The following is a 12384-nucleotide window of genomic DNA, read 5'->3' as shown; positions in this document are numbered from 1 at the left end:
GGAAGAGTGCTACAGCTGTTGTGATCTTCGTCGTCGGCGGACCTGCCCCGGACCCGGCACGCGCCTCGCGGCACGCTCAAACGCCGTCCATCCGGTACGCCGAGAGCGACACGCCCCGCGGTGGCCGCGAGGCCCTGCTGCTGAGCCCGTGGCCGGAAAGCCTGTACGCCTACGACGCCAGCTGGTCGAAACTGGCCGAGCATGCCCGTCTGACAGCGGTGGACCTGCCCGGATTCGGGCACTCCGAACTCCGCGAGGACCTGCTCTCCCCCCCCAGGCCATGGGTGACTTCATCCTGCGCATCGCCGACGAGTTCGGGCTGGACGTCCCGCACGTCGTCGGCCCGGACATCGGCACGGGCGCGGTGCTGTTCGCCGCGGCGCGGCGCCCCGGCCGCTTCCGCAGCGCGGTCGTGGGAACGGGTGGAGCGGCGGTCCCGCTCCGGCTGGGAAGCCCGCTGAACGAATGGGTGCATGACGAAGACCTGTCCCCGTACCGCGCCTTTCCCCCAAGGTCGCCGTGACGGTCGCGATCGGCAACATCGCGGGATACGAACTGCCGGACGCCGTACGCGAGGACTACCTGGCGTCCTACGTGGGCCGGCGGTTCGTCGACCAGCTGCCCTACGTCCGCGCGTACCCCGCCGAACTGCCGATCCTGGGTGGGCTGTTGCCCGGCATCGAAACGCCGGTCCAGATCATCACGGGCCGCAACGACCCGATCGTGCCGGTGGAGAACGCCGGGTACCTGCACGAGCACCTGCCCCACAGCGAGCTCGACGTCCTCGACGCGGGCCACTTCGTCTGGGAGGAAGCCGTGGTCGACTACGCGGCCGCCGTCACCGGATGGTGGCAGGCGAACTGACCCCCGCGCCGGAACAACGGCATCCGCCCGTCATCACATGCAGAATCCGAGAGAACCGGGAATCCACAAGCCCGACCATGCGGGTACTCGTCAGGCTGCGGCCAGGGCCTGACGTGTCTGAGCCGTGGCAGATCCACCGCGACACCCTCATCCAAGTCCGCCGGATTTAGGTCTGTGAGGCGCCTCGATGGTCTTTGCCGGCGTGGCTCGCTGCAGCGAGATCTGGTTCAGGTTGTCTTGGCGGGTGTGGTGCCGGTGGTGTGCCGGTTGACGTTGGTCGTTATCCGGCGGACGAGGTTCTGTGTGGTGGCGATCTCGGCGGGGGTCAGCCCGACGGCGTCGCCGATCGCGGGCGGGACACTCGCGATGTGCCGGTGCAGGGCGATGCCCTCCGCCGTGAGTGCGACCTCGACCACGCGTTCGTCGTCGCTCCGGCGCCGCCGCGTGAGCAGCCCGTTCGCCTCGAGGCGTTTGATCAGCGGCGTGACGGTCCCGTAGTCCAGCTGCAGCGTGGCCACCAGGTCCTTGACGGACATCGTGCCGTGTTCCCCGAGAGCCACCAGGACCAGGTACTGGGGATAGGTCAGGCCCAGCGGGTCGAGCAGCGGCCGGTAGGCGCCGGTGATGGCGCGGGAGGCCGCGTACAGCGTGAAACACAGGTGCTGGTCCAGCAGGGGCGGTGGTGGATTGCCGGGGTCGCCGGGCTCGGGCGCGTCGTTGTCGTCACTCACGGTTCGGTCCCGTTCCACGGTCGTCGCTGGGCTTGCCTCGGAGGGGCATTGTCGCATCTCTAGCGGCCCGCGATGGTCTGGCCTGCGATTGACTTGTGTGCAATCAAAAAGCCCGCTAGGTTTCTCGATGTCGCCGGAACGAACCCCGGCCCCGCTGACGCCTCGTCGGCGGCCGAACACCTTGGCCGTACTTGCAGGAGAACCGAAATGAAGCTCACGACCGCCTTCCGTCCCACCCGCAACCGCGTCGCCGTGCTGGGCGCCGTCGCCGGTGTGGCGGCGCTCTCGCTCGCGGCGACGGCCTCGGCCAACGCCACGGCCGAGCACCGCCCGGCGGCAAAGAAGCCCACGGTCGTCCTGGTGCACGGCGCGTTCGTGGACGGCTCCAGCTGGAATGGCGTCATCAAGCGCCTGCAGCACGACGGCTATCCGGTCGTCGCCCCGGCCAACCCGCTGCGCGGCCTGGCGAGCGACGCCGACTACCTCAAGAGCTACCTCAAGAGCGTCAAGGGCCCGATCGTGCTGGCCGGCCACTCCTACGGCGGCTCCGTGATCAGCCAGGCCGCCGCCGGAAATCACAACGTCAAGGCGCTGGTCTACATAGCCGCCTTCGCCCAGGACAAGGGCGAGACGGTGGCGGAGCTGAACAGCAAGTTCCCCGCGACCGACCTCGGCACGGCCCTGAACCCCGTCCCGTTCCCGCTGGCCGGCGGCGGCACCGGCACCGACCTGTACGTCAAGGCCGACAAGTTCCACGACGTGTTCGCCGCCGACGCACCGAAGTCGGTCACCGACCTCGCGGCCGCCACTCAGCGCCCCGTCGCCGCGAACGTCTTCGACGAGAAGCCCACCGAGGCCGCCTGGAAGACCATCCCCTCCTGGGACCTGATCACCACCCAGGACCACGCCATCAACCCCGACGAGCAGCGCTTCATGGCCAAGCGCGCCCACGCCCACACCGTCGAGGTCGACTCCTCCCACGCCGCCCCGGTCTCCCACCCCGGCGCCGTCACCCGCCTCATCGAACAGGCCGCCCGCCACACCACCCGCTGACCCCGCACACCGCTACCACCGGCCCTACAGGCCCGGCCGCCCGCGGCGGCCGGGCCCGCGGATCACACCCCGCCGACGGTGTCCGGGGATCCCCGCCACGTCCGCAGGCCACCACATCGCCCCCTCTCCTACACCCAGGAAAGCTTCATGGCAGTCGCACGCTTCCACCTCGTCTCCACGCTCAGCCCGTCCGAGGTACTGGCCGTACTGACCGACTTCGGTCCCGCCCGGGCCCGGAACTGGCCAACGATCGACGCCGAACACCTGAAGATCCACGCCATCGGGGACACCTGGGCCGAAGTGACCGAAGGCACCGCCGCCGCGTGGGAACGAGCACGCTACGAATGGGATGCCGCACAAGGACGGGTCACCATCACCACCCACGAGTCGAAGGTCTTCGGTCCCGGCGGCGGATGGATTTTCCAGCTCACTCCCGAAAACGACGGCACCCGCATCGACATCGAACTCACCCGCAACCCCAGCACCCTCAAGGGAAAGGTGATCGCCCTCCTGCTCCCCTTCGTCGCCGGCTCCCTCCGCAAGTCCTACCGGGGCCCCTTGAAGGCCAACTAGGCAGCGCGCGGCCTGTCGCGGCGCAGATCGACGTCCCCGCGGATTCCGTGAACCGCTACCGCCGCGGCGAACGCAAGCACGTCCGCGCGGACGTCGCCGCGAGGACCGACGACGCGGTCCGGCAGCGCCAGGCGGTCCGGACCTGGACGAGATCGTGGACACGTTCTGCGGCCGGATCGTCGACTGCAGCCATCGACAGCCGGACGCAAGCACCGATCGCGGTGAACGCGCTGAACAACGCTGTCGCCAGGAGAGGTGACGTGTCCGGCTGCACCGTCCACTCCGATCGCGGATCGCAGTTCAGGTCACGGAAGTTCATGCATGCCCTGAATCACCACGATCTCGTCGGGTCGATGGGAAGAGTCGGCGCCGCGGCGACAACGCGGCCATGGAGTCCTTCTTCGCACTTCTGCAGAACAGCGTCCTCGATCGCCGCACCTGGGCCACCCGCGAGGCCCTCCGCGCCGCGATCGTGAGTGGATCGAACGGACCTACCACCGGCGCCGCCGACCACTACGGCTGGACCAGTTGACCCCCATCGAGCACGAGACCACCATGACGCCCGCCGCAGCCCTGGCGGCATGAAACCCGACCGCCATCCGCGGTCGGTCTGACGGCTGGTGGCGGCCCTGCGGGTCCTCTTCCCATGCCGCGAGCCCTGCGCCGGTCGCCCGACTGGCAAGCGTCAGCGCGTGGACCGGGCCGGCCTTCTGGCTCGGTAGGCGGCCACGTTGGTTCTGTTGCCGCAGTCCTCGTACGAGTGCCAGCGCTGTGTGCGGCTGCGCGTGGTGTCGTAGAAGGCGTGGGCGCAGTCCTCGTTGGCGCAGGCGCGGATGCGCTGCCAGGTGCCGTCGGCGATCATTTCGGCCATCGTGAGGGTGATATCGCCGATCATGGGGTCGCGTCGATCTGCTGTAGTCGCACCTGGCCGGGCGCCGTAAAACGTATGTCTCAGGGTGACCGAGTCGGAGCACTGCGTGATCCGCGCCCAGGCGGCTGCCGTTGCCTCGGGTTCCGATGCCGTGACGACGTCCCAGGAGGGCCGCGCGCAGGACACGGACCTGAGTGATGCGACGCGGCGCCGGCTGCCGCCCTTCGGGCTGTCCGGACGGGCGCAGGATCTCGCTCGCCGTCCGCGGGCTGTCGCGGGCGTATCGGGAAGCGCCGGGGTGATGCCGTGGGCGCGCGCATTGAGCAGATCCACGATGGCCGCGGCGCCCGCAGGGATCGGCTGCGCGGTGTCCTGCCCTTCTCTGGTCACCCCGACTGACTAACGCATGACCTTTTTTCGAAAGGCCCTTACGGGGCGGTGGTGAACCGTGATAGAAAGGTGTGTAAGTATCTACTTGAAAAGCCCATTACGCGCCGTTGTCCCTGTCGATCTCGTCGACGGGCGACACGCGAAGGGTCACCAGCTTGTGATGCCTTGTCAGAGGAGAAGGGCTATGAGTGAGATCAAGACCCGGTTCCGGACGATCGACGGGTTGTCCGTCCGGTATGCCGAGAGCGACGGACCCCATGACCACGAGGCGCTGCTGCTGAGCCCGTGGCCGGAAAGCCTGTACGCCTACGACGCGACCTGGTCCCGGCTGGCCCAGCACGCCCACCTGATCGCGGTGGACCTGCCGGGGTTCGGGCACTCCCAGCTCCGGGAGGACCTGCTCTCGCCCAAGGCGATGAGTGACTTCATCGTGCGGATCGCCGACGCGTTCGGGCTGGCGAAGCCCCACGTCGTGGGCCCGGACATCGGTACCAGTGCGGTGCTGTTCGCCGTGGCCCAGCACCCGGGCCGGTTCCGCAGCGCGGTCGTGGGCACCGGCGGGGCGGCCGTGCCGCTGCAACTGGGCAGTCCTCTGCACGAATGGGTGCACGCCGAGGACCTGGCCCCGTACCGGGCCGTAGACCCCAAGGTCATCGTGACCGTCGCGGTCGACAACATCAAGGGCTATGAACTGCCGGAGGTCGTGCGTGAGGACTACCTCGCGTCCTACGTCGGCCAGCGGTTCGTCGACCAGATGCCGTACGTCCGCGCGTATCGCACCGAGCTGTCGATCCTGGAAGACCTGCTGCCCACCATCGACGCGCCGGTGCAGATCATCAACGGCCGCAATGACCCGGTGGTGCCGGTGGCCAACGCCGAGTACCTGCACGAGCGCCTGCCCAACAGCAACCTCGACATCATCGACGCGGGCCACTTCATCTGGGAGGAAGCCGCAGACGACTACGCCAGGACCGTCGTCGACTGGTGGCGGAAGAACTGACCGCCCGCCGGACGTACCGCCCAGCCCCTCGCGCTGTTCCGGCCACCGCCTCACCCCGTCTGCCCGCACCGACGAGGCGGGAGACGGATGAATGGCAGAACGTCCGGTGGGCGCTCGACGTGGCCCGCGCCCAGCACCCGCCGCCGGCTGTCCGTGCGCGCGGGAGAGAGACGACCGCCGGAAGGAAGCGGCCGGTCACCGGTCGCTATGCCGTTGGCGCCGCCGACGGCCGCACGATGCACTTCGACCGCAGCGACGATCACGATCCACCGCGCGTGCCCGGTTCCGGGCCGACGGCCGAACGGTCGGCTGACCGCCGCAGCCCCGACACGATGGCCCACCCTGCAAGCTCGCCCACCACTGGCGAGGAAGAGAAAGACGGAGATACATCATGGCGACAGCGGGATCCTCCACCACCTGGCGTGGACGGGCACTGGTACCGGTACTCGTCTACCTGAGTTCGGTGGTGGCGGTGATCAGCAGCCTCGGTGCGCCGCTGACTCCGACCATCGCCGCGGCAGACCACGTGTCGCTCTCCCAGGCCCAGTGGTCCCTCACGATCACTCTGCTGGTCGGAGCAGTCGCCACGCCCGCTATGGGACGGCTGGGTGATGGTCCGCTGCGTCACACGACGATCCTGACCGCGCTGTCGGTCGTGCTGGCGGGAAGCGCCCTGGCGGCCCTCCCGTACGGCTTCGGCTGGCTGCTCGTGGGCAGGGCCCTGCAGGGCGTGGGGCTCGGCCTGATACCGCTGGCCATCGCGACCGCCCGCGACAACCTGCCGCCCAGCCGTTCCCGCTCGGCCATCGCGCTGCTCTCGGTCACCGTCGTCAGCGGCGTCGGTCTGGGATACCCGTTGGTCGGCCTGATCGCCGAGCACCTCGGGTTCCGTGCCAGTTTCTGGTTCGGCGCGGCGGTCAGCGGCGTGGGCCTCGTCGTGGCCGCGCTCGTCCTGCCGGGCACGCGGCACCTGAGTCGCCACCGGCTGGACCTGGTGGGCGCGGTTCTGTTCGGCGCAGTCCTGGCCGGACTCCTGCTCGTCCTGTGCGAGGGAGAGTCGTGGGGCTGGACGTCAACGGGGCTGCTCGCTCTGGGCGCCGCCTCGCTGGTGTGCCTGGCGGCCTGGATCGCGTTCGAACTGCGGACCACCGGGCCGCTGGTGGACCTGCGCCAGCTGCGCAATCGCGTCGTGCTGACCGCGGCTGTGGTGGGGCTCATCGCGGGCCTGGGCATGTTCCTGCTGCTGTCGCTGGTCACGCGGCTGGCCCAGACGCCTCCGGGCCCGGGTCACGGATTCGGAGTGTCGATCGTCGTCAGCGGGTTGATCCTGCTTCCCTTCTCGGTAGCCAGCCTGCTGGCGAGCAAGGTCATCCCGCTGGTGGCGCACCGCGTGTCCTGGCGCCTGACGCTTCCACTGTCCTGCGTTCTCATCCTGGCGGCCCTGCTCATGTTCGCGCTGGCCCGCACCAGCCTGTGGGAGCTGTTCGTCGTGATGGGCATCGCCGGTCTGGGCGTGGGCAGCGTGTTCGCTCTCGTACCCACGCTGGTCGTCAGCGCGGTGCCGGCCGGCGAGATCGGGAGCGCCATCGGCTTCAACCAGGTGCTCCGCTACGTCGGATTCACCACGGGAAGCGCACTGAGCGCCGTGGTGCTCGAGTCCCACACAGCGGCGGGGTCCGCACTGCCGGACCCGGACGGCTACGGGGTCGCCGCCGCGCTGGGAGTCGTGATCTGCGCGGCCGTCACAGTGTTCGCAGTCGTCCTTCCGCGACGGCACCGTGACGAGCCGGCTCTCCCCGCGCAGGGCGGAGAATCAACGGACGTGAAGGGCTCGACCGAGCAGGGACCAGCGGCTCTCCGCGGCAGCGCTATCGAAGTGTGATCCGGTGTGTCCGCAGATCCGTCGCGGTCCCAACTTCCCTATTCGTGCCCGGAGGTTAGGTCGATGTGTTTTCGGCGGACTCAACCGGCCGTTGCGACATCCGTTACTGCGCTGCGTGCCGACTCAACGGGCACCCTCTGCGGTCACCGCAGGGCTACTTCACACGTCTGGCGCTCCCATCGCACGGTCGATGAGTTCCGTAAGAGGAACTGCGCCGTCGCAGGCAATCCACGCATCCGAGGCAGCGTCCTTGTAAGCGATGGCCGAGGCGACCGGTGCATGGGCGCAGGGATCCTCCGCGACGGCCGGGTCGGTGCCGAGCCGACGGGCGATCTCCGGCATGAGCCGCCCAAGCCGGTAGCAGGCTAGACCTGCCATCGACGAGCGAGAGCAGCGCGGCCGCGCCAGCATGATTACGCCGCTACGCGGGTTGTTCGGCCTCCCACACAGGCGGGCTGCGCAATCGGCTGCGCAGTCACTGCGCAATGCTGTGGCCTGCATGGTCGGGTCTGTGGTCTGGGGTCTGCGCAATCGTGGTCGGGTTCATGGTGGGCGCGGTGCCGGTTCATGTTGGCCACGCCATCGACGTCCGTGTTGTCGCTGCTTTCCCGTGGCGTCTGCGTAGGTATCGGATCTCAGCTGGGTCCGTGTGCTGCGTCGTGCTGCGTGGAACGAGAGGCGGGCGGGTTCATGTCGAGTAGGAGTACGGCGTACTCGCCATCTGTCTCGGAGAATCGCTTTCACCTGATGAACGTCGTAACACCGTCCGTGGTGGGAAGACTGAGGCCAACCACGCGGCGAGGGGGGCATGTTGAGGAGATTTGCGGTCGTGCTCGTGGCGGTGCTTCTGGGGGTTTTCGCCGTGCCCGAGCAGGCACACGCCATGGACGACGTCTGTAGTAGCGCCGGCCTGGCCGGTGGTTGGGCGAGTGCTTCCGTGCGGCTGGACGATCACAACCGTACGCAGACAAAGATCGTCAGTCGTCAGGTCGTTCACGTGCCAGCGAAGTGGAAGTACGCCACGGGGTTGTTGCTGGGGGAGGACTCGAAGGGGTACCGGCGCGCCATGCGCTGCCTCATGAGGGGGTCGGCGTATTCGCAGTTCCAGTGGTGGGACGAGTGGCGCCCGCGCAGTCCGGAGATCACGACGGAGAAGAGCGGCGTCAAGGTGCAGGTCGACACCTATGCCTGGGCCGACAATGAGGGAATGACCTACGTAGGTCCATGGGACGTCGTCGTCGGACATGACTACTGGCGCATTCGCCTGCATCCCGCCGAGGCGCTGGCGAAGGTGACCTGGTCGTCCGTCGTCGTGGACCCGGGTTCTGCCAGTGCCGTTTCCGCCGAGCCCCGGCCGACGTCGGGAAAGGGCGATGCCGGCCTGGTGTGGCAACGCAAGTCCGGTCGGACCGTACCGGTGGTTGACGTGCGGCTGGATCCCGGCTGGCAGCGTTCGTGGGGAGCCCAGGCCGACCGGCTGCGCTTCCTCGTCCCCAGTTCGGTCGGCTGGGCACTTTGGGGCTGGTCCATAGGCGCCGCACTGATCTACTCGGCCTACAGGGCCAGGCGGACCGGACCCCTGTCCCCGGCCCAGGAAGAGACGATCACCATGGCCGGACAGTGGGGCTGGATCACCCTGCTGATTTCACTGGTTCTCGCCGGTCACAACGCGTTCTACGCGGCCATGGGACGGTACTTTCCCGCGGATGACTGGGGCAATCGGGAGGCACACCACGGTCTCGTCGGCAGCATCGCCCTGGGCTTGGTCCTGCTCGCCTTCGGATTTCCGAGGCGGTGGACGATCTGGTGTGCGGCGGCCGTCCTCGCTCTGCCCGGCTTGGCGGTGGCCTACGCTCCCGAGAGATGGGGACTGTCTGCGCAGACCTTCTTCGACGAATACTCCCCGGACAAGGCGGTCCTGGCGCTGTTCACCGCCGCAGGCTGTGCCTTCGCCCTCCTCCTCATGGGTTCGGTGGCGAGCGGGTGGCGGCTGGCGCGTTCCGCCGGGGTGATCCGTCCCCGCCGGGCTGCGACGCCCGGAGGGCCGCTCGAACCGCGCGAACTTCGCCTGCGTCACACGGGCCCGGCGGTCGTTCTCGCCGTCATCGCGATCGGGCTGTGCCTGGCGAACACGCGGGAGCGGGACTGGCAGCGCGCCTCCTGGCTGAGTGCGCGCGAAGAAGGTCAGTACGGAACCGACCATCTTCAAGCGCTGCGTGACGAACTCACCTGGTTCTCGGTCAACAGCGTCGACTGGTGGGCGGTCAATCACTGGCTGCTCGCCGGGCTGGCGATCCTTGCCGTCCTGCGGGCCAGTGCCTCAGGATCGGCGTCTCCCGCGGGGAGTCCCGGACCTGGCGACGAGCGCTGGATGCTCGTGTTCTTCCCGGTCATGGTCGGAATGGGGCTCGGGTGGTTCGTCGGCAACGGCGTCCTGAGCTGGCTCTGGTTCTTCGTCAACCTCGCCGCCTTGGGGCTCGTCCTCCGATTCGGCCGGGGACGGTCCGTATTGGACAAGCACCTCCAGAAGCAGGGTGCCCCGCTGGCCGAGGCGATCGGCCCGGCGCAACGGCACGAACTACTCGACCGGGCGCGCAGGTACCGGGAGATCCACGCGAAGCTCCGCCGTCTCGACCAGGGGCAGGCAGACGACGAGGCGCTCAATCGGCGGGCTTACGAGCGGGAACTGCGCCGCCTGCACAACTGGCGGGACCCGTCCTCCGGAACCCCCGACAAACTGCCTGTGGACGTATCGGTCGTCGACGCGGCCTTGGCTCTCGGGCCCTACGACACGTGGTGGGGCAACGGTGGGCGTGCCGCCCGGCTCGGCGCTCTCATTGGAATACCCGCCACCGTGCTGATGGTCTGGGCCGAGCAGCTGAGGGGGGATTCGCTGACGTCGACCCTCTACTACGGCTTCGGGATGCCGAACGTTCCGCTCGACGTCCTCTACTGGGAAGTGACATGGGCGGGGGCCGCGTTCCTGCTCGGTGCACTCTGGCGTCGGCTCCCGGGGCGTCGCGGGCCGGTGCGGAGCCTCAGCGTCGCGGCCGCGTTCGCCCTGCCCATAGGGATCGACTCCGTCGGTAACTGGTTCACCGGCGAGGCCCAGACGAACCTCGCCCTGTACGCCGCGGCGATGCTGCTGGTGCTGACACTGACCGGCATCGCTATCGACCTGGATACATTCCGCGGCGAGCGCCGCTACTGGCAGAGCCGCCTTGGGCTGCTGCTGTCCGTGTACCAGATGCGCTACTTCTCCCTGCAGATGGCCTACTTGCTGGCCCAGCTTGTCGCCGTCTTCACCCTCTGGCAGTTCTTCACAGATGCGGGCGGCCCGCCAGAACCGGGAGCCGGCGGGGAGACCGGCACTACCGGTTCGTAGAAGATGAGGTGCCCCGATCTCGCCGTCCAGCCACTCCCTCGTCATCCGGACCGAAACCGATTTCCAGGTCCGCCTTCGCCGCCATGGCTCGCAGTGACTTCGAGGCCATCACCACCCGTGGCGAACAGTTCATGCGCACCGTCCTGCCGATGTACCTGCACCCCGCCCACCCTGAATCTCACGGCACTTGCGCTCAGGTACGCGCTTCAGCAGCCAGGGAACCGGGGGAGCCGGGCGCCCAGCCGTGTTGTCCGCGCTCTGTGAGGGGGGGAGCGGGCCAACTGTTCCTACAGCAGGGGCCAGTTACGACACCTACGGCACCACGACCCATACAGCTGAGGAGCTTGCTGGGCTGCTTGCCCCGCTCCTCACCCTGACCTTCGCCCAGCACGAGGCGACGAAGGCCGCGCACGTCGCGGGCCGGGCCTCCCGCCCGGCGTATCGGGCGCATCGGGCTCAGCGCGTGCACGACGGGGCACCGGGCGCTGGCTTCTCCGCCTGCTTCCGCGAGGCCGGGGGCGGTGTCGCGGACGTCGGGACCACGCCTTCGGTCTTCTCTGTGCCGCCTCAGGATGCGACATAGGTGAATCCACTACACTTGTGACAGGGGGAACTCTTCCGAGCCGCTCGAAGAAAAGGAGACAGGTGTGACGTCAAGGCTGCAGCACCAGGTGTTCGTGACGGCCCAGATCCCTCAGTCCGGGCGGGGGCCGCTGCCGGACGGCAGCACCCGGATGTGGTCGCCGATCACCTCGACACTGATCACGGGTGAGCGCGACGCGGTTCTGGTCGACCCGCCGATGACCACAAACCAGGCCGACGAGGTCGGCGACCGGATCGCGGCCACCGGCCGGACGCTGCGCGCGATCTACATCACGCACGGTCACGGCGATCACTGGTTCGGTGCGATCCCCCTCCTCGAACGCTTCCCGGACGCGGTCGTCCACGCGACAGCGGGAACCAGGCGTGTCATGGCTGCGCACAACGAGCCCGGGTTCCGCGCCGAGTTCTGGGACCGGATCTTTCCCGGGCAGATCCCGACCGGGCACCTCGATGTGCAGCTCGTGGAAGGCGGCGAGGGGTTCGAGCTCGAAGGCACCGCTTTGATTCCCGTCGAGGTCGGGCACACCGATACCGACGAGACGACGATGCTGCACGTGCCGGATGTCGGCCTGCTCGTCGCCGGGGACGCGGTGTACAACGGCGTTCACCTGTATCTGACGGAATCCGGCGGCGTCGCCGGCATCGACCAGTGGCTGGCGGCGCTCGATGTCGCCGATGAGCTCGCTCCCGTCACGGTCGTCGCAGGCCACAAGGACCCGGACGCGGCGGATCTGCCGTCCCACATCGGCGAGACCCGGCAGTACCTCACCGATGCGCGAGAGCTCCTCGAACGGAGCAAGGACGCCCAGGGGTTCTACGACGACATGCTCGCTCTCCACCCCGGCCGGATCAATCCCGGAGCCCTGTGGGGCGCTGCGATCACGCTCTTCCCGGAGGGCTGAGGCTTCCGGCCACGCAAGGGGTGGCCCCTGGGCCGCCCCTTGGGGGGCCGCGGGCACCGTCTCGCGCCGGGTGTTGCCGAGCCAGGCGCCGGGCTCCCCGGGCCCCCGTGCGGCTGGCCGCCGTCGCGCC

At 68.7% G+C, this 12384-nt stretch carries 10 protein-coding genes and 1 pseudogene; 9 read left to right on the top strand and 2 right to left on the bottom strand.

Annotation, left to right across the window (positions count from 1 at the left end; translation table 11 throughout):
- Positions 1–280 precede the first annotated feature (280 nt).
- Together ACFV0T_RS39985 and ACFV0T_RS39980 are read left to right on the top strand one after the other, a co-directional pair.
- The gene (locus ACFV0T_RS39985) at positions 281–523 is read left to right on the top strand and encodes a hypothetical protein (protein ID WP_385790134.1); all 243 of its coding nucleotides are present in this window, start codon (positions 281–283) and stop codon (positions 521–523) included.
- Entirely contained in the window at positions 520–864 is a 345-nt protein-coding gene (locus tag ACFV0T_RS39980; RefSeq protein ID WP_385790133.1) for an alpha/beta fold hydrolase, read from the top strand. Before ACFV0T_RS39985 ends, ACFV0T_RS39980 begins: the two co-directional genes overlap by 4 nt.
- Before the next feature lie 227 nt (positions 865–1091).
- On the opposite strand, the gene ACFV0T_RS39975 is transcribed toward ACFV0T_RS39980, so the two are convergent.
- Positions 1092–1595 (bottom strand): MarR family winged helix-turn-helix transcriptional regulator, encoded by a 504-nt coding sequence (locus tag ACFV0T_RS39975; RefSeq protein ID WP_385790131.1) that lies wholly within the window; start codon positions 1593–1595, stop codon positions 1092–1094.
- 207 nt (positions 1596–1802) lie between these two features.
- On the opposite strand from ACFV0T_RS39975, the gene ACFV0T_RS39970 reads away from it, so the two are divergent.
- The 3 genes and pseudogenes from ACFV0T_RS39970 to ACFV0T_RS39960 all read left to right on the top strand — a co-directional run.
- On the top strand, positions 1803–2648 hold the full coding sequence (locus ACFV0T_RS39970) for an alpha/beta fold hydrolase (protein WP_385790129.1): 846 nt from the start codon (positions 1803–1805) through the stop codon (positions 2646–2648).
- A 147-nt stretch (positions 2649–2795) separates the two neighbouring features.
- On the top strand, positions 2796–3221 hold the full coding sequence (locus ACFV0T_RS39965; protein WP_385790127.1) for a hypothetical protein: 426 nt from the start codon (positions 2796–2798) through the stop codon (positions 3219–3221).
- 188 nt (positions 3222–3409) lie between these two features.
- Positions 3410–3806, top strand: a pseudogene (locus ACFV0T_RS39960) (transposase); the annotation flags it as partial.
- Positions 3807–3906: 100 nt separating this feature from the next.
- On the opposite strand, the gene ACFV0T_RS39955 reads toward ACFV0T_RS39960, so the two are convergent.
- Entirely contained in the window at positions 3907–4092 is a 186-nt protein-coding gene (locus tag ACFV0T_RS39955; RefSeq protein ID WP_385790125.1) for a CGNR zinc finger domain-containing protein, read from the bottom strand.
- Positions 4093–4666: 574 nt separating this feature from the next.
- On the opposite strand from ACFV0T_RS39955, the gene ACFV0T_RS39950 reads away from it, so the two are divergent.
- From ACFV0T_RS39950 to ACFV0T_RS39935, 4 genes are all read left to right on the top strand, one after another.
- Positions 4667–5482 (top strand): alpha/beta fold hydrolase, encoded by an 816-nt coding sequence (locus ACFV0T_RS39950; RefSeq protein ID WP_385790123.1) that lies wholly within the window; start codon positions 4667–4669, stop codon positions 5480–5482.
- Between the two features lie 391 nt (positions 5483–5873).
- Positions 5874–7364, top strand: coding sequence for an MFS transporter (locus ACFV0T_RS39945; RefSeq protein WP_385790121.1), 1491 nt, complete (start codon positions 5874–5876; stop codon positions 7362–7364).
- A gap of 829 nt (positions 7365–8193) precedes the next feature.
- Positions 8194–10749 carry a DUF6185 family protein gene (locus tag ACFV0T_RS39940; RefSeq protein WP_385790120.1) on the top strand — a complete coding sequence of 852 codons (2556 nt, stop codon included), beginning with the start codon at positions 8194–8196 and terminating at the stop codon, positions 10747–10749.
- Between the two features lie 647 nt (positions 10750–11396).
- The gene (locus tag ACFV0T_RS39935; protein WP_385790119.1) at positions 11397–12254 is read left to right on the top strand and encodes an MBL fold metallo-hydrolase; all 858 of its coding nucleotides are present in this window, start codon (positions 11397–11399) and stop codon (positions 12252–12254) included.
- The last annotated feature ends 130 nt before the right edge of the window (positions 12255–12384 follow it).

The sequence above is a fragment of the Streptomyces sp. NPDC059582 genome (assembly GCF_042735715.1).
GTDB lineage: Bacteria > Actinomycetota > Actinomycetes > Streptomycetales > Streptomycetaceae > Streptomyces.
The sequence above is the reverse complement of the archived record's forward strand: the minus strand, read 5'-3'. Positions and strand labels throughout refer to the sequence as shown.

Bases quoted from the DNA above. Each gene is read 5' to 3' on its own strand.
- ACFV0T_RS39945 (WP_385790121.1), top strand. From the start codon at position 5,874: ATGGCGACAGCGGGATCCTCCACCACCTGGCGTGGACGGGCACTGGTA.
- ACFV0T_RS39965 (WP_385790127.1), top strand. From the start codon at position 2,796: ATGGCAGTCGCACGCTTCCACCTCGTCTCCACGCTCAGCCCGTCCGAG.
- ACFV0T_RS39985 (WP_385790134.1), top strand. From the start codon at position 281: ATGGGTGACTTCATCCTGCGCATCGCCGACGAGTTCGGGCTGGACGTC.
- ACFV0T_RS39950 (WP_385790123.1), top strand. From the start codon at position 4,667: ATGAGTGAGATCAAGACCCGGTTCCGGACGATCGACGGGTTGTCCGTC.
- ACFV0T_RS39955 (WP_385790125.1), bottom strand. From the start codon at position 4,092: ATGGCCGAAATGATCGCCGACGGCACCTGGCAGCGCATCCGCGCCTGC.
- ACFV0T_RS39970 (WP_385790129.1), top strand. From the start codon at position 1,803: ATGAAGCTCACGACCGCCTTCCGTCCCACCCGCAACCGCGTCGCCGTG.